This is a genomic window from Streptomyces sp. NPDC050145, from assembly GCF_044460245.1.
Taxonomy (GTDB): domain Bacteria; phylum Actinomycetota; class Actinomycetes; order Streptomycetales; family Streptomycetaceae; genus Streptomyces.
The window spans coordinates 70658-87353 of record NZ_JBITJS010000025.1; the positions used below are offsets into that span (position 1 = coordinate 70658).

Consider the following 16696-nt stretch of genomic DNA (forward strand, 5'->3'; position numbering starts at 1 on the left):
CGCGAACGGACCCGCGTACGACGAGGTGGGGGCAGATCAGCGCCATGGCACAGGGCACGGTCCAGGTGACGCACACGGGCACTTCGCGGTGGCGCCGCCGCACAGGCGAGTACGCCTCCCTGGCCGCGGCCCTGGACGCGGCGGGCGACGGCGACGTCCTGACGATCGCCCCGGGCACCTACCGGGAGAACCTGGTGGTGCAGCGCGCGGTCACGCTCCGTGGCCCCGAGGGCTCCCCCGGTTCGGTGCGCATCGCGCCCGTCGACGGGGTGCCGCTGACGGTCCGCTCATCGGCGACGGTCCAGGATCTGCATCTGGAGGGCCAGGACGCCGCGGCGCCGGCCCTGCTGATCGAGGAGGGCGCGCCGGAGATCGCCGACATACGGATCGTGACCCGGTCCGCCTCGGGCATCGAGGTGCGCGGCGGCGCCCGCCCGACGGTCCGCCGCTGCACCGTGGACAACCCGGCGGGTATCGGGATCGCCGTGCTCGACGGCGGGGGCGGCGTCTTCGAGGAGTGCGAGATCGTGGCGGCCGGCCAGGCCGGTGTCGCCGTGCGCGGCGGCGCCCACCCGCGCCTGGAGCGCTGCCGGGTGCACCACTCCTCCGGCGCCGGGCTCTCCGCGACCGGCGAGCACAGCGGCCTGGAGGCCGTCGGCTGCGAGGTGTACGAGGTCAAGGGCGCCGGGGTGCAGATCACCGGCCGGGCGGTCGCCCACCTCACGGACTGCGACGTGCACCGCACCACCGCCGACGGCGTCACCATGGACACCGACGCGGTGCTCACGCTGGCCGACTGCCGCATCCACGACATCCCGGAGAACGCGATCGACCTCAGGTCCCGCTCCGTCCTGACCCTGACCCGCTCCACGGTGGGCCGCTTCGGGCGCAACGGCCTGTCGGTGTGGGACCCGGGCACGCGCGTGGACGCCAACCAGTGCGAGATCCACGACAGTACGGGCGACTACCCGGCGGTGTGGGTGAGCGACGGGGCGACGGCGGTCCTCGAGTCCTGCCGGGTGCACGACGTGCCGGACGCGCTGTTCGTGCTCGACCGCGGCTCGCGCGTCGACGTCGTGGACAGCGACCTGTCGCAGGTGCGGAACACGGCGGTGTCGGTGAGCGACGGCGCGACCGCGCAGCTCGACGACTGCCGCATCCGTGAGGCGGCGACCGGCGCCTGGTTCCGTGACCACGGCAGCGGCGGCACGCTCGCCAACTGCACGGTGGACACGACGCAGACGGGCGTGATCGTCACGAAGGGCGCCGACCCGACGATCGAGCGCTGCACGGTCACCTCGCCCGCCGAAGCGGGTTTCTACGTGTCGGCGGGCGGCCGCGGCACGCTGAACGGCTGCCGGGTGACGGGCAGCGGAGGCTACGGCTTCCATGTGATCGACGGCTGCCGCACCACCCTGCGGAAGTGCCGTACGGAGCGCTGCGCGCGCGGCGGTTTCGAGTTCGCGGAGGACGGGCCTCAGGTGGAGGACTGCACCAGCGACGAGAGCGGCGGGCTGCGGCCGGGCGCCAAGGCCCCCGCGCCCGAGCCGGTCGTGCAGACGGCGACGCAGACCGTCGGCCTGCTCAGCGCGGTGCCCGACCAGCGGCCCGCGGCCGCCGCCGAGGACTCCTCGTCCGCCGCGCGCTCGTCGAAGGACGTGCTGGGTGAACTCGACGCGCTGGTGGGCCTGGAGAGCGTGAAGCGGGAGGTGCGGGCGCTCACCGACATGATCGAGGTGGGGCGCCGGCGCCAGGAGGCGGGCCTCAAGGCCGCGTCCGTGCGCCGCCATCTGGTCTTCACCGGCTCCCCCGGCACCGGCAAGACGACGGTGGCGCGCCTGTACGGAGAGATCCTGGCCTCGCTGAACGTCCTGGAGAAGGGCCATCTCGTCGAGGTGTCCCGGGTCGACCTGGTCGGCGAGCACATCGGCTCGACGGCGATCCGCACCCAGGAGGCCTTCCAACGGGCCCACGGCGGCGTCCTGTTCATCGACGAGGCGTACGCCCTGTCGCCCGAGGACTCGGGCCGCGACTTCGGGCGCGAGGCCATCGACACGCTGGTCAAGCTGATGGAGGACCAGCGGGACGCGGTCGTGGTGATCGTCGCCGGGTACACGGCGGAGATGGAGCGCTTCCTCTCGGTCAACCCGGGTGTCGCGTCCCGTTTCTCACGCACCATCACCTTCTGCGACTACCTGCCGGAGGAGCTGCTGCGGATCGTGGAGCAGCAGGCCGACGAGCACGAGTACCGGCTCGGCGACGGCACGGGCGAGACGCTGCTGAAGTACTTCACGGCGATGCCGAAGGGCCCCGCGTTCGGCAACGGCCGTACCGCGCGGCAGACCTTCGAGTCGATGGTGGAGCGGCACGCGGGGCGGGTCGCCCAGCTCCCGGAGCCGAGCACGGACGACCTCACCCTGCTCTATCCGGAGGACCTGCCGGCGCTGCCCTGACCCTCGCCGCTCTCCTGAGCCGCCCCTTCGGGACGTGGCTCGCCCTCGGGGCGCGGCTGAGGCACTTCCGGCCGCAGCCGTGCGAGCAGCCGGGTGCGTTCCTCGGCGAAGACCGGGTCGGCCTGGTAGTCGCTGTGGCCCAGGATCGGCGCGGGCAGCGGGTGCCGCTCGGTGCGTCCGTAGGCAAGCGGGTCGAGCAGGGCCGGGTGGTCGACCTGCTCCGCGCCCTCGCCGGGCAGGCCGGTGGGCCCGCCGATGGGGTCGGTCCTGCGGTACAGGTTGCGCCAGCAGTCGACCTGGTGGTGCAGGGAGGCGAGCGCGGACGGGCCGAAGTGGACCGGGAACCAGCGCCCGTAGAGCCGCTCCAGCGGGGAGCCGTAGGTGAGCAGCGCGACGCGTTTGCGGACGGCGGGGTGCAGCTGCCAGGCCGCCGCGGCGGCGAGGACGCTGCCCTGGGAGTGGCCCGACAGGACGAGGCGGCCGCCGGTGGCGCGGGTCCAGCCGGCCATGCGCCAGGTCAGGTCGGGCACCGCGCGCTCCGCGTAGCAGGGCGGGGCGAAGGGGTGGGCGGCGCGCGGCCAGAAGGTGCCCACGTCCCACAGGATGCCGATGGTGCGGCGTGCGGAGGCGTCCTTGTACGCGCGCCGGCCCGAGGTGACGAGAAGTATGAAGCCGAGTCCGACGAGCCAGGAGCCGAGCGCCTGCGCGGCCTCGGCGGCGCCCTCGACGATCGGGTAGGTGCCGTCGGCCGCGACGCCGGGGACCTTGCCCGTCGCCCAGGCGCCGGCCACGGCCAGCGCTCCGAGCAGCAGGCTGACGGCGCCGACGGCGCCGATCATCAGGGGGGCGCGGTCGGTGAGCGCGGCCCGCGCGCGCGTGCCCGCGATGCGTTCGGTGCGGGCGTGGTCGGGGCGGTGCGCGCCCTCGATGGCGGCGTCGGCGTGCAGGTCGTAGTCGGCCAGGACCTGCCGCACCTCCTCCTTCTTCATGCGCAGGGTGCGCACGGCGAGGTAGGCGCCGAGGACCGCGAGGACGACGAGGAGCGGCGGGATCACGGAGGCCTGCCAGGACAGCAGGACGGGCGGGCCCGCGATGGTGTGGCCGGTGCCGTCGAGCCAGTCCGCGACGCGCTGGGCGACGCCGCCGGTCATGACGCCGCCGAGGGCGCAGGCCAGCATCGCGGTGGCGGGTCCGCCGAGGCCGCGCAGCGCGGTGCGACGGTCGGGAGCCGTGCGGTAGAGCGCGCGGGCGACGAGCGCCGCGCACAGGACGAGTGCGCCCTCGACGAGGGCGATGCCGCCGAACGTCGTGTCGCCCGGCAGCCGTCCGGCGGAGTGCCAGCCGGGCCGGGACCAGGCCGCGTAGAGCACGGTCAGGGCGAGGAGGGCGAGGGCGCCGCGCGGGAGGGCGCGCAGGACGGTGCGGTCGATGGTGGTGTCGAGGCGGTTCTCGCTGCGGCCGCGCCGGGCCACGACGACGATGACGGTGGCGGTGCCCGCGATCAGGGCGCCGACGAGGGCCCAGCCGAGGACGTTCAGGAGCACGGGGCCGCCGGAGCCGCGGTCGTACCGGGCGGCGGAGGTGCCGACGGCGGCGGACACCGTGAGCAGTCCCGCGGCGGTGTGCGCGGCCCGCAGCCGGGCGACGAGCCGGCGGCCGTACCAGAAGCCGGGCTTGCCGAGCGCGGAGGTGGGGCCGCTGTCGTCGGCGTCGGGCTCGTGCGGCACGGGGCGCTGCGACTCGTAGGCGCTCCAGGTGCGGTGCGAGAGGTACCAGAGGAGGGTCGTCAGCGCGGTCGGCACGATCGCGGCGAGGGCGAGGCGGCGGCCGGGCTGGCTCCACCAGCCGCCGCTGCCGTCCGGGCCGGCGGCGAGGAAGCCGAGCCAGCTGTGCCGCTCGGCGCACGCGACGGTGCCCGCGCACTGCCAGGCGGCCAGGTCGAGCGCGACCTCGCAGGCAGCGGCGACGAGGAGGACGGTCAGGGTGAGGCCGATGAAGCGGATCAGTAGGCCGTACAGGCGCACGGCCTTGGGCTTGTGGCGGGCGTTGGGGCGCATCCAGTGCGCCAGGTTCACGACCATGAAGGGCAGCAGGAGCAGCCACAGGGCGCGGGAGCCGTTGCCCGAGGTGAGGTTGCACCACACGTACGCCTCGGGGACGGGCTTGCCTCGGTAGTCGTCGGGCCGCTTCTCGGCGTCGCGGTCGGCGACGCGGCGGAAGAGGGCCGAAGTGTCGTCGCCGGAGATCCGCACGGTGCGCGGATCGTCGAGCATCGCTTCGGGTGTGGTGCCGCCGACACCGTGCACCAGGAGTTCGAGCGCGGTCTCGTCGGCGCGCTTCGGGTGCCGGCCGCTTTCCTTGCCGTGCTGTTCTTTCGCCGTATTCATGTGTCCCCCGTTCTTCAGGGGACCAGGATCCCGGCTCTCCGCTTGTGTGCGTACCCCTCGTCACCGAATCTCCCCGACCTGTCACCCTCGTGGTCTTCGGGCGTTGCACAGGTGGTGCCACCGGTGTCGGTGCCACGTGCGAGGATGACGAACAGGCCGTGGACGACGACGGTGCGACCGGTGTGACGAGGCGAAGGGACCCGACGGGACGTGAGCGAGAATCAGAACCTGCTCGCGGAGCAGCGCCGCACCCTGATCCTCGACGAGGTCCGCCGTCGCGGCGGCGTCCGGGTCAACGAACTGACCAGGCAGCTCGGCGTGTCCGACATGACGGTGCGCCGCGATCTGGACGCGCTGGCCCGTCAGGGCGTCCTGGAGAAGGTGCACGGCGGGGCGGTCCCGGTCGTCGACGCGAGCACCCACGAGCCGGGTTTCGAGGCGAAGTCGGGCCTGGAGCTGAGCGCCAAGGAGGACATCGCGCGGGCGGCGGCGGCGCTGGCCGCGCCCGGCACCGCGATCGCCCTCTCCGGCGGGACGACGACGTACGCGCTGGCGCAGCACCTGCTCGACGTGCCGGACCTGACCGTGGTGACCAACTCGGTGCGGGTGGCCGACGTGTTCCACACCGCGCAGCGCAGCGCGGGCAGCCGGCCGGGGGCGGCGACGGTGGTGCTGACGGGCGGGGTGCGCACGCCGTCGGACTCACTGGTGGGGCCGGTCGCGGACCAGGCGATCGCGGCGCTCCACTTCGACGTGCTGTTCCTCGGCGTGCACGGGATCAGTCCGCGGGCGGGCCTGTCGACGCCGAACCTGGCGGAGGCGGAGACGAACAGGCGGCTGGTGCAGTCCGCGCGCCGGGTCGTGGTGGTCGCGGACCACACCAAGTGGGGGACGGTGGGTCTGAGTTCGTTCGCCGCGCTGGACCAGGTCGACACGCTGGTCACGGACCGCGGGCTGGCTCCGGAGGCGCGTGCGGAGGTCTCCGAGCACATGCGGCTGGTCGTCGCGGGTGAGCCGGAGAGCGGTACAGACAACTGACGGTGCGGCCGCTATGGTGGCGCGAGCCCGGTCACCGGGTGTGTCGCGCAAGCCTGTCGAGCCGTCGTCCTCTGTGGGAGCTGAACGTTCATGGCACGTCGTCTGCTGCCCGTCGGCCCGGACTTCGTGGAGACCGCGCCGCTGCGTCTGGTCTTCGCGCGTGAGGTGTCCGCGCCGCCCGGCGCCGTGTACCGGGCGCTGGCGGAGGATGTCTCCGGCTGGCCCCAGTGGTTCTCGGCGGTGACCTCGGCCCGGTCGCTGGACGGCGGGGCGCGGCGCGAGGTGCGGCTCAAGGGCGGCACGCGTTTCGTGGAGACGGTGGTGGCCGCGGAGCCCGACGAGGTCTACGCGTACCGGGTGGACGAGACGAACGCGCCGGGGGTGCGGGCCCTGTTGGAGGAGTGGCGGATCGTCGCGGTGCCCGGGGGTTCGCGGGTGCAGTGGACGTTCGCGGCGGACGGCGCCGCCCCGTTCCGTATAGGCCTCAAGGCGGCGCGGGCCGGGCTCGGCCGCGCGTTCCGCGACGCGGTCGGCGCCCTGGAGCGCCGCCTCGCCTCCGCCACGGCTTAGAACGTCACCCGGGCCAGTTGCCCGTCTCCAGGAGCAGGTCGATGGCCTCGGCGTACGGGCCGATGTCCAGGCCCTGTTCGGCGAGCCAGGTGTCGGAGTAGTACTTGTCCAGGTAGCGGTCGCCCGGGTCGCACAGCAGGGTGACGACGCTGCCCTTGCGGCCCTCGGCCACCATCTCGGCGACGATCTTCAGGGCGCTCCACAGGCCGGTGCCGGTGGAACCGCCCGCCTTGCGGCCGATGGCGTGCTCGAGCGCGCGGACCGCGGCGACGCTGGCGGCGTCGGGGACCTTCATCATGCGGTCGATGGCGCCGGGCACGAAGCTCGGCTCCATGCGGGGCCGTCCGATGCCCTCGATGCGGGAGCCGCAGTCGCTGCGCGCGTCCGCGTTGTCCGTCGTCCAGCCCTCGAAGAAGCAGGAGTTCTCCGGGTCGGCGACGCAGATGCGGGTGTCGTGCTGCATGTAGTGGACGTAGCGGGCGAGGGTCGCGGAGGTGCCTCCGGTGCCGGCGGTGGCGACGATCCAGGTCGGACAGGGGTAGCGTTCCAGCTCCATCTGCCGGTAGATCGACTCCGCGATGTTGTTGTTGCCGCGCCAGTCGGTGGCCCGCTCCGCGTAGGTGAACTGGTCCATGTAGTGGCCGCCCGTGCGGGCCGCGAGGGCCGCCGACTCCTCGTACATGGTGCGGGAGTCGTCGACGAAGTGGCACTGGCCGCCGTGGAATTCGATCAGCCGGATCTTCTCGGCGCTCGTCGTACGCGGCATCACCGCGATGAAGGGGACTCCGATCAGCTTCGCGAAGTAGGCCTCGGAGACGGCCGTCGAGCCGCTGGACGCCTCGATGACCGGGCGGCCGGGCCGGATCCAGCCGTTGCACAGGCCGTAGAGGAACAGCGAGCGGGCCAGCCGGTGCTTGAGGCTGCCGGTGGGGTGGGTGGACTCGTCCTTGAGGTAGAGGTCGATGCCCCAGTGCTCGGGGAGCGGGAAGCGCAGGAGGTGGGTGTCGGCCGAGCGGTTGCTGTCCGCCTGCACCTTGCGTACGGCTTCTTTGAGCCAGGCGCGGTAGTCCGGGTCGGTGTGGTCGACGTCGAGTGTCGGCATCGGCCCGCCGGCCGGGCCCTCGTCTTGAGAACGGCCCTGCTGCATCGTGCTCACCGCGCGGCTCCTTCGCATCGTCCCGAGCGTCCGCCCCCGATGATAGACACCTTCCACACGCTTCTCACCTGCATAAACACTGCTTTGGGCAGCTCAAAGCAAGGCCTGGTGGAGTGGGCATACTGGTACTGCGGGCCGGGCACGTGCAGACTGCACGGCACGGCGCACCCGCACAGGACACGGCAGACACGACAAACACGACGGACGCGACGGACACGGCCAAGGGGGCGAGCGGCATGACGGAACCGGAGTTCACGGCCACGGGCGTACGGATCGGGCGGCGGCTGCGCTCGCTGACCCGGGCGGGACAGGTCCGGATCAGGGGCGGCAGACTCGAGCTCCTGACGAGTTACGGGCGCGAGATCGACAGCGCGCCGATCGGTGAAGTCCGCGCGGGCAAGCCCTGGTTCGGGTCCGACGACCGTGCCACGGCCGAGGTCGACGGCCGGCGCTACCTGCTGCGGCTCGGCGCCCAGGGCGACGATCCGAGCGGTGACCTGGGCGGCGGCGCGGGGCCGCACGCGGCGCGGCGCTTCATCGAGGCGGTCCGCAGGGCGACGGGCCGCTCCGGCTGAGACCTGCCCCGCCCCCGTTCTCCCCTCCACCGGCACGGTCACCCGCCGGAGTTGCACGCACACGCCCCCTGAGTCACGCTGGTCTCACATCACTACTCAGGGTTTACCGGCGATGACGCTGCGAACCAGCCCGCCGGACATGCAGCGGGCGGTTCCGGCACGGTGTGGTCGCTCCGCTCGATCCGTTCTCGTCTTCTTCCGGACTCATTCGGTCTTCCGGACTCATTCGGGGAGGCAGTCGTGATCAGCCAGCCGAGCAGGCATTGCACGGTGGAGCTCCAGGCCCTGCCGTCGCGGATCGGACATGTCCGGTCCATCGTTTCGGCGCAGTTGCGCCACTGGCATCTCGAGCCGTTGATCGACCTGGCGGTGCTCGGGGTGACCGAGCTGCTGACCAACGTCCACCGGCACGCGGGGCCGGACAAGCAATGCACCGTGGAGATCGAGCTGCTCAGCGAGCGGCTGACGGTCTCGGTGCACGACCAGGATCCCCGGCTGCCCGAGGTACGGGACGCCGAGACGTTCGCCACCTGCGGGCGCGGCCTCGCCATGGTCGCGGCGGTCAGCGAGAGCTGGGGCGCGCACCGGCACGGCGTCGAGGGGAAGGTCGTGTGGTTCGCGCTGCCGGCCCCCGCGGCGACGGCGGCCGTGGCCCCGTACCCGGTGTACCGGACAGCGGCGATGCGCAGCGCCGAGGCTCCCTTACAGACTCCCGCCCGGTCCGCCGTCGCAGGCTGACCGGGCGGTGATCCTCCACCGGCGGAGGTCTCACTCCGTCGCGATGGCACGCAGCACGTCGAGCCGTGCCGCCCTGCGGGCCGGGCGCAGTCCCGCGAGGGCGCCGGCGGCGAGCCCGACGAGGGCCACGACGACGAGTTGCACGGGCGGCAGCGCGAAGGCGAACGCGCTGTCGCTCGCCGCGTCGGAGGCCTTCACGAGGACCCAGCCGAGGAAGCCGCCGAGCACGATGCCGCCCGCGGTGCCGAAGGCGGCGACGAGCACCGACTCCCAGCGGACCATGGCCCGCAGCTGGGACCGGGTCTGGCCGACGGCCCGCAGCAGGCCGAGCTCGCGCGTGCGTTCGTGCACGGCGAGGGTCAGCGTGTTGGCGATGCCGAGCAGGGCGATGAGCACGGCCAGGGCCAGCAGCGCGTAGACCAGGGTCAGCATCATGTCGATGCCGCCCGCCGAGGACTGTGCGTAGGCGTCGCGGGTCTGCACGTCGGGGTTGCCGTACCGCTGGGCGACCTTCTCCACCGCCGCCTTGCCGTCGGCGGTGCTCACGCCGTCCTTGAAGGTGACGGAGACGAGCGTGTCGGAGTCCTGGACGCGGTGCGGGGCCCATGCCTGGCGCGTGATGACGTAGTCGCCCGCGAGTTCGGACTGCCCGTAGACGGCGCGGACCGTGAAGGGCGTGGTGGTGCCGTCCGTGAACGTGACGCGGGCGGTGTCGCCGACGGCGAGGTGCTGCCGGTCGGCCTCGTCGCGGGTGATCGCGATGCCGTGCGTGCCGAGGTGGTCCAGGGAGCCCTGGACGCTGCCGAGGTCGAAGGAGCGGGCGAGGGCGACCGGGTCGGTGACGGTCAGGGCGCGGCCCGCGCCGTCCACCTTGGCGACGCCCTTGCCGAGCCCGACGGCGGTGTCCACCTCGGGCACCTGCGCGAGTGCGGGGGCGAGCTTCGGGCTGAGGCCGCTGCCGCCGGCGCCGAAGGAGGGGGCGGACACGGCGACGTCACCGGCGAAGGAGCGGTCGACCGTCTGGTTCATGGTCGCCTTCAGCGAGGCGCCGAAGACGGTGAACAGGGAGACGACTGCGACGCCGATCATGAGCGCGCTCGCGGTGGCGGCGGTGCGCTTCGGGCTGCGCAGCGCGTTGCGGCGAGCGAGGGCGCCGGTGACGCCGCGCAGCCGGGCGAGCGGGCTGCCGAGAACGCGGACCGCCGAGGTCGAGGCGACCGGGCCGAGCACGACGAACGACGCGAGGGCGAGGACCGCGCCGACGGCGGCGAGGGTCAGCGACGGGGTGGCGAGGACGCCGACGAGCGCGGTGGCGAGTGCGATCACGCCGAGCGCGATGCCGGTGACGGCGCGGGCGCGGGAGGCGCCGGAGTCGTCGACGGAGGTCTCGCGGAGCGCGGCGAGCGGCGCGGTGCGGCCGGCCTTGAGGGCGGGCACGAGCGCGGAGCCGAGGCAGACGAGGATGCCGACGGCCAGGGGCAGCAGCATGGACAGCGTGCTGATCACCAACGCCCCGTCGGGGAACGGGAATCCGATGGCGGGGAACAGTGCCTGGAGTCCGGCCGCGATGCCGATGCCGCCCGCGAGCCCCGCGGCGGAGGCGACGACGGCCACGGCGCCGGCCTCGATGAGCGTCATCGAGGTGACCTGGCGGCGTGCGGCGCCGAGCGCCCTCAGCAGGGCGTTCTCGCGGGTGCGCTGGGCCACGACGATCGCGAAGGTGTTGTGGATCGAGAAGGTGGCGACGAGCAGCGCGATGCCGGAGAAGACGAGCAGGAAGGTGGTGAACAGGGTCAGGAACTGGCCGGAGATCATGTCCGTGTTCTCCTGCGCCGAGGCCTGTCCGGTGATCGCCTCGACGCCGCGCGGCAGTTCGGGGCGCAGGTCGTCGACGAGCTGCCGCTGACTGACCCCGGGCTCCGCGCGGACCTGCACGGACGCGGCCTCGCCGGGCTTCGCGGTGAGGTACTTCTCGGCGTCGGCGCGGGTCATGCCGGTGAAGGTCACCTGGGCCATGCCGTCCTCGCCGCCGAAGGTGGCGAGGCCCACGACGGTGACGCGCACCGGGTCGGGCGTGCGCAGGGTGGTGGTGTCGCCGATCTTCAGGCCGCCCTTGTCGGCGGCGCCCCGGTTCACGACGACCTCGCCGGTCTTCTGCGGGGCGCGGCCCTCGGCGAGCCGGTACGGGTTGAGCTCGGGGTCGGCGATCCAGTTCCCGGCGAGGGTGGGCGGTCCCTGGCCGCCGATGGGCTTGCCGTTCGCACCGACGAGCTGGCCCGCGCCCTGGATGTCGGGGACTGCGGCGGCGACGCCGGGCGCGTCGGCGAGGTCGTCGGCGAGCGCGGCGGGCACCGGCTGCCGGGTGCCCTGGGCCTCGCCGGGCGTGGTGATGGCGTCGGCGCTGCGCACGACGGCGTCGGTGCCGCTGGTGGCGCCCGCGAACAGGGAGTCGAAACTGGCGCGCAGCGTGTCGCCCATGACGAGGGTGCCGGCGAGGAACGCGACGCCGAGCAGGACCGCCATGAACGTACCGGCGAAGCGGCGTTTGTGGGCGCGCAGGGAGTTGAGGCTGAGGCGTGCCGAGGCGTTCATGACGGGCCTCCCGGCCGGGACGCGGCGGTGTCGAAGGCCTTCATGCGGTCGAGGACCTTGTCGGCGGTGGGCTGTTCCATGCGGTCGACGAGGCGGCCGTCGGCGAGAAAGACGACCTCGTCGGCGTGGGCGGCGGCGACCGGGTCGTGGGTGACCATGACAACGGTGCGGCCGGTCTGCCGCACGGTGTCGCCGAGCAGCCCGAGGACCTCCTCGCCGGAGCGGGAGTCGAGGTTGCCGGTGGGTTCGTCGGCGAACACGACCTCGGGCCGGCCGGCGAAGGCCCGGGCCACGGCGACGCGCTGCTGCTGGCCGCCGGAGAGTTCGGCGGGCCGGTGGTGCAGCCGGTCGCGCAGTCCCACGACGTCGATGAGCGCGTCCAGCCATTCCGTGTCGGGCCGGCGTCCGGCCAGGTCGGTCGGCAGGGTGATGTTCTCGGCGACGGTGAGGGTCGGCACCAGGTTGAAGGCCTGGAAGACGAAGCCGATCCGGTCGCGGCGCAGCAGCGTGAGCCGTCGGTCGTCGAGGGCGCTCAGCTCGGTGTCGCCGATGTGGGCGGAGCCCTCGGTGAGGGTGTCGAGCCCGGCCGCGCAGTGCATCAGGGTCGACTTGCCGGAGCCCGAGGGCCCCATGATCGCGGTGAAGCGTCCGGCGCGGAATCCGACGGTCACGCCGTCGAGGGCACGGACGGCGGTGTCGCCGGAGCCGTACACCTTGACGGCGTTCTCGACGCGCGCCGCGGTGTGGGTGAGCGTCGTGGTGGTCATGCCGCACCGCCCTTCGTGCCGTGCCGGCCGAACTCCTCGTCGAGGACGCTCAGGCGCCGCCAGTACTCGTCCTCGTCGATCTCACCGGCGGCGAAGCGCCGCCCGAGCACGGTGATCGGCGAGGTCTCGTCGGTGCGCGCCTGCGGCCCCTGGTTCCAGGGCCCGCGGCGGCCGCGCCACACGGTGCGGCGCAGCAGGGTCACGACACCGATCACGACGGCCGCCCAGATCAGCGGGAAGAACAGGATCCACGGGCCGGGCCCGTCACCGCCGAAGTACGCCAGGGTCTGCATCTGACTCATCTCCCGAGGGGATTGCTGCCGGTTTCTCCGACACCTCGAGCGTCCCGCCGCAGGGGGGTCCGAGTCGTCGTGCGGCCGGCGGCAGTGCGCGTACCACCACGGGAGTACGGGGGCCACGGGCGCCTGCTCCCCCGGCTTCGGTCCCGACCCCCTCGATTCTGTAACTACTAGTATGTACAGTGAGGGCATGAGCACTCAGGAACGCCTCGTGGAGGCGACGCGCGAGCTGCTGTGGGAGCGCGGTTACGTGGGGACGAGCCCGAAGGCGATCCTGCAGCGCGCGGGCGTCGGCCAGGGCAGCATGTACCACCACTTCACCGGCAAGCAGGACCTGGCCCTGGCCGCGATCCGGCGCACCGGCGAGGAGTTGCGCACGGCCGTGGACCGGCTGCTCGACGCGGACACCACGGCGTACGGCCGCATCGAGGCGTACCTGCTGCGCGAGCGCGACGTGCTGCGCGGCTGCCCCGTGGGCCGGCTGACGATGGACCCGGACGTGATCGCCGACCCGGAGCTGCGCGCCCCGGTCGACGAGACGATCGCGTACATCGAGGGCCGGCTCGCCGCGATCGTCCAAGAGGGCGTGGACAGCGGGGAGTTCGCGGCGCGCGTCGTACCGGCCGAGATCGCGGCGACGGTCCTCGCTACGGTGCAGGGCGGCTATGTGCTGGCCCGCGCCTCGGGCACGACGGAGGCCTTCGACGCCGCCGTACGCGGCCTGCTCTCCCTGCTCGCGCCCTGATTCAACTCCGCTTTCCCTCCTGATGAGTTCCCCTTCATACGAGTGAGGACTTTCCCCGTGCAGATCACGCGCACCGGCACCGCGTCCCAGCAGGGTCCGGCCGAACACTTCACCGGCACCGTCCGGCTCGAACCGGTCGCCGCGCCCGGACCGCCGTCCCGCCTGCGGATGTTCAACGTGCACTTCGCGCCCGGCGCGCACACCGCCTGGCACACCCACCCGCACGGTCAGGTGCTGCACGTGACGGCGGGCGAGGGCCGGGTGCAGCGCGAGGGCGGCGCGGTGGAGGTGATCCGGCCGGGCGACTCGGTGTGGATCGAACCGGGCGAGCGGCACTGGCACGGCGCGGGCCCTCACACCTCCATGACCCATCTGGCCACGGTCGAGGCCGCCGAGGACGGCACGACCGTGTGCTGGGGCGAGCACGTCGGCCCCGCCGCCTACCCGGACGCCTGAGAGACGCCTGAGACGCCCGAGACGCCCGAGACGCCCGAGACGCCCGAGACGCCCGAGAGGAATCCCCGTGCACGCGTTGCAGTACGAGATCACTCTGCCCGCCGACTACGACATGGACGTGATCCGGGAGCGGGTCGCCACGAAGGGGCATCTGCTGGACGACTTCCCGGGGCTGGCCGCGAAGGCGTATCTGATGCGGGAGCGCGGCGTCGCCGGCTCGCCCGTGAACCAGTACGCGCCCTTCTACCTGTGGGCCACCGCCGAGGGCATGAACAGCTTTCTCTGGGGCCCCGGATTCCGCGGTCTCGCCGCCGACTTCGGCCGTCCGGTGGTGCAGCACTGGTTGGGCGTGACGTACGAGCCGGGGCGCGCGGGCGGCGCACCGGCGCGGACGGCGGTGCGCCGCCGGACACCGATCGCCGAGGGTACCGAACTGGAGCTGCTGGTACCGGACTTGGAGCGTGAGGTGACCGAACTCGCCGCGTCCGAGGGCGTGGTGTTCGCGGCGGGCGCGGTGGATCCGCGCACCTGGGAGCGGTGCGTCTTCTCGGTGTGGTCGGATCCGGCGCCCGCCGCCGGGGGCGAGGTCTTCCAGGTCCTGCATCTGTCCGAGCCGGAGCGGGACGGGCTGAAGCCGGGGCGGCAGTGGTGAGCGCGGCCGTCCGCGGTGTGCGCGGTGACCTGGATCCGGGGCTGCTCGGGGTCGTGGACGCGCACGACCATCTCTTCTTCCGCAGCCCGCTGCTGAAGGGGCAGGAGCTCGACGACAGCGGCCTCGCGCGGGAGGAGCTGGCGGCGTTCGCGGCGGTCGGCGGCGGGACCGTCGTGCAGTGGACGCCGTACGGGCTAGGCCGCCGCGCCGAGGAGCTGCCGGCGCTGTCGGCGGCCACGGGGGTGCACATCGTCGCCGCGACGGGGATGCACCAAGCGGCGCACTACGCACCGGAGTTGCTGGATGCCGGGCGCTCCGACCTGGCCGCGCTCTTCGTGCGCGAGCTCACCGAGGGCATCGGGGACAGCGGGGTGCGGGCGGGCCTGATCAAGGTCGCGGGCGGCTTCCACGCGCTCGACGCGCACGCCCGGTGGACCATGTCGGCCGCCGCCGAGGCGCATCACGCGACGGGGGCGCCGATCGCGGTCCACCACGAGATGGGGACGGGCGCGCTGGACGTGCTGGACGTGCTGTGCGGGGAGTTCGAGGTCCCGGCGCACCGGGTGATCCTCGGGCACCTCAACCGCTCCCCCGACCTCGTGCTCCAGGCGGAGGCCGCCCGCTCGGGCGCCTATCTGGCCTTCGACGGCCCGTCGCGCGCCCATCACGCGACGGACTGGCGGATGCCGGAGGCGATGGCGGCGCTGGCCGACGCCGGGTACGCGGACCGGCTGCTGCTCGGCGGGGACACGACGACGGCGGGCGCCCGGTCGGTGAGCGGCGGCCCGGGGATGCCGTATCTGCTGCGGCGGGTGCGGCCCCGGCTGGAGACGGCGCTCGGCGAGGACGGACTGGAGCGGGTGCTCGTCGCCAATCCGGCCCGTGCGTTCGCCGTCGACTGGGCGTGAGCGCTCAGCCCTGTGCGGTGAGCGCCCCGAGCGGGTCGTCGAGGACGGGCTGCCAGGCGAGTTCGGCCGCGCCGACCAGGCTGTTGTGGTCGAGGGTGCAGGCCAGGATCGGGACGCCGCCGCTGCGGCCCCACAGGCTGCGGTCGGCGACGACGGCACGCAGCCGCTCGGGGTCGGCGTCGAGCAGCGAGCGGTGCAGGCCGCCGAGGATGATCCGGTCGGGGTTGAGGATGTTGACCAGCCCGGCGAGGCCGAGACCGAGGCGGTCGATGAGCGCCTCGGTGGCCGCGCGGACCGCGGGGTCGTCCTTCTCCGTGCAGATCAGCTCGCGGGCCTGGGTGAGCAGCGAACCGTTCGGGTCGGGGACGCGGCCGGCTGCCGTGAGCAGGGCGAGCGGGTCGGTCTCGACGTCGAGGCAGCCGCGGCTGCCGCAGTGACAGGGGTGGCCCTCGGCGTTCACGGTGAGGTGGCCGACCTCCAGGGCGAGTCCCGAACTCCCGGTGTGCAGACGGCCGTCGAGGACGAGGGCGCCGCCGACACCGCGGTGCCCGGTGGCGACGCACAGGAGGTCGCGGGCGCCGCGCCCGGCGCCGTGCCGGTGCTCGGCGAGCGCGCCCAGGTTGACGTCGTTCGCGGCGAAGGCGGGCCCGTCGAGCCCGGCCTCGCGCACCCGGTCGGCGAAGATCTCGCGGACCGGGGAGCCGGCGGGCCAGGCGAGGTGCAGGGGGTTGAGGGCGGTGCCCTCGGGCTCGGCGACGGCGGACGGCACGGCGAGTCCCGCGCCGACGCAGCGCCGGCCGGTCTCCTCCAGGAGCCGGACGCCGGTCTCCACGACGGAGCGCAGGACCTTCGCCGGGTCGGGGTCGATGATCTCGCGGCCGGGGGCGCTGGCGACGATGCGGCCGCCGAGCGCGACGAGCGCCGCGCGGTAGCCGTCGGAGTGGACCTGCGCGGCGAGCGCGACGGGCCCGTCGTCGGCGAGGGAGAGGCGGTGCGAGGGCCGGCCCTGGGCACCGGCGGCGGCGCTGGGGCGCGCGTCGATCCGGATGAGGCCGAGCGCCTCCAGTTCGGCGGCCACGGCGCCCGCGGTGGCGCGGGTCACGCCGAGCTCGGAGGTGAGGACGGCGCGGGTCGGGGCGCGTCCGGTGTGGACGAGTTCGAGTGCGGGGCCGAGCGCGCTGCGCCCCCGCTCCAGGCGCGGTGTGCGTACGGCACCGTCGCCCGTCGTAGGGCCCCCGTTTCCGGAGGCCGCCCTGCCGCCCATCAGCAACTCCTCGCCGTGATCACCGTCAGGCATCGTAGCCGCTCACCCGGAGGGTGAGGGTGGGACGGCCGCTCAGGGCGCCCAGGGGGCTGCCGT

Annotated in this window: 15 protein-coding genes; 9 read left to right on the top strand and 6 right to left on the bottom strand. The window is 73.6% G+C overall.

Annotation, left to right across the window (positions count from 1 at the left end):
* The first annotated feature begins 44 nt into the window (after positions 1-44).
* Positions 45-2453, top strand: coding sequence for a right-handed parallel beta-helix repeat-containing protein (locus ACIBTU_RS35770; protein ID WP_399130872.1), 2409 nt, complete (start codon positions 45-47; stop codon positions 2451-2453).
* On the opposite strand, the gene ACIBTU_RS35775 is transcribed toward ACIBTU_RS35770, so the two are convergent.
* Complete coding sequence (locus ACIBTU_RS35775; RefSeq protein ID WP_399130873.1) at positions 2423-4840, bottom strand: hypothetical protein; 2418 nt, start codon at positions 4838-4840, stop codon at positions 2423-2425. The genes ACIBTU_RS35770 and ACIBTU_RS35775 overlap by 31 nt on opposite strands.
* 210 nt (positions 4841-5050) lie before the next feature.
* Between ACIBTU_RS35775 and ACIBTU_RS35780 the strand changes: the two genes are divergently transcribed.
* Together ACIBTU_RS35780 and ACIBTU_RS35785 are read left to right on the top strand one after the other, a co-directional pair.
* Entirely contained in the window at positions 5051-5878 is an 828-nt protein-coding gene (locus ACIBTU_RS35780; protein WP_399130874.1) for a DeoR/GlpR family DNA-binding transcription regulator, read from the top strand.
* 90 nt (positions 5879-5968) lie between these two features.
* Positions 5969-6448: an SRPBCC family protein gene (locus ACIBTU_RS35785; protein WP_399130875.1), complete on the top strand. Its 480-nt coding sequence runs from the start codon at positions 5969-5971 to the stop codon at positions 6446-6448.
* Between the two features lie 4 nt (positions 6449-6452).
* Here the strand turns inward: ACIBTU_RS35785 and ACIBTU_RS35790 are convergent, their stop codons facing one another.
* Positions 6453-7595, bottom strand: coding sequence for a PLP-dependent cysteine synthase family protein (locus tag ACIBTU_RS35790; RefSeq protein WP_399130915.1), 1143 nt, complete (start codon positions 7593-7595; stop codon positions 6453-6455).
* Between the two features lie 245 nt (positions 7596-7840).
* Between ACIBTU_RS35790 and ACIBTU_RS35795 the strand changes: the two genes are divergently transcribed.
* Together ACIBTU_RS35795 and ACIBTU_RS35800 are read left to right on the top strand one after the other, a co-directional pair.
* On the top strand, positions 7841-8179 hold the full coding sequence (locus ACIBTU_RS35795; protein WP_399130876.1) for a hypothetical protein: 339 nt from the start codon (positions 7841-7843) through the stop codon (positions 8177-8179).
* Between the two features lie 240 nt (positions 8180-8419).
* Positions 8420-8917: an ATP-binding protein gene (locus ACIBTU_RS35800; RefSeq protein ID WP_399130877.1), complete on the top strand. Its 498-nt coding sequence runs from the start codon at positions 8420-8422 to the stop codon at positions 8915-8917.
* Positions 8918-8947: 30 nt separating this feature from the next.
* Here ACIBTU_RS35800 and ACIBTU_RS35805 read toward each other — a convergent pair whose 3' ends face one another.
* Genes ACIBTU_RS35805 through ACIBTU_RS35815 form a run of 3 tightly spaced genes read right to left on the bottom strand, consistent with a single transcriptional unit; the run spans position 8948 to position 12569 of the window.
* Complete coding sequence (locus ACIBTU_RS35805; RefSeq protein ID WP_399130878.1) at positions 8948-11509, bottom strand: ABC transporter permease; 2562 nt, start codon at positions 11507-11509, stop codon at positions 8948-8950.
* Positions 11506-12276, bottom strand: coding sequence for an ABC transporter ATP-binding protein (locus ACIBTU_RS35810; protein WP_399130879.1), 771 nt, complete (start codon positions 12274-12276; stop codon positions 11506-11508). Before ACIBTU_RS35810 ends, ACIBTU_RS35805 begins: the two co-directional genes overlap by 4 nt.
* Positions 12273-12569: an SHOCT domain-containing protein gene (locus ACIBTU_RS35815; protein ID WP_399130916.1), complete on the bottom strand. Its 297-nt coding sequence runs from the start codon at positions 12567-12569 to the stop codon at positions 12273-12275. The genes ACIBTU_RS35810 and ACIBTU_RS35815 overlap by 4 nt, the downstream gene beginning before the upstream one ends.
* 181 nt (positions 12570-12750) lie before the next feature.
* Between ACIBTU_RS35815 and ACIBTU_RS35820 the strand changes: the two genes are divergently transcribed.
* The 4 genes from ACIBTU_RS35820 to ACIBTU_RS35835 all read left to right on the top strand — a co-directional run bounded on the left by ACIBTU_RS35820 (position 12751) and on the right by ACIBTU_RS35835 (position 15336).
* On the top strand, positions 12751-13320 hold the full coding sequence (locus ACIBTU_RS35820; protein WP_399130880.1) for a TetR/AcrR family transcriptional regulator: 570 nt from the start codon (positions 12751-12753) through the stop codon (positions 13318-13320).
* 57 nt (positions 13321-13377) lie between these two features.
* The gene (locus ACIBTU_RS35825) at positions 13378-13776 is read left to right on the top strand and encodes a cupin domain-containing protein (RefSeq protein WP_399130881.1); all 399 of its coding nucleotides are present in this window, start codon (positions 13378-13380) and stop codon (positions 13774-13776) included.
* A gap of 67 nt (positions 13777-13843) precedes the next feature.
* Positions 13844-14428 carry a DUF4865 family protein gene (locus ACIBTU_RS35830; protein WP_399130882.1) on the top strand — a complete coding sequence of 195 codons (585 nt, stop codon included), beginning with the start codon at positions 13844-13846 and terminating at the stop codon, positions 14426-14428.
* The gene (locus ACIBTU_RS35835) at positions 14422-15336 is read left to right on the top strand and encodes a phosphotriesterase (RefSeq protein ID WP_399130883.1); all 915 of its coding nucleotides are present in this window, start codon (positions 14422-14424) and stop codon (positions 15334-15336) included. Before ACIBTU_RS35830 ends, ACIBTU_RS35835 begins: the two co-directional genes overlap by 7 nt.
* 4 nt (positions 15337-15340) lie before the next feature.
* Here ACIBTU_RS35835 and ACIBTU_RS35840 read toward each other — a convergent pair whose 3' ends face one another.
* Positions 15341-16600 carry an ROK family protein gene (locus ACIBTU_RS35840; protein ID WP_399130917.1) on the bottom strand — a complete coding sequence of 420 codons (1260 nt, stop codon included), beginning with the start codon at positions 16598-16600 and terminating at the stop codon, positions 15341-15343.
* Positions 16601-16696: the final 96 nt, after the last annotated feature.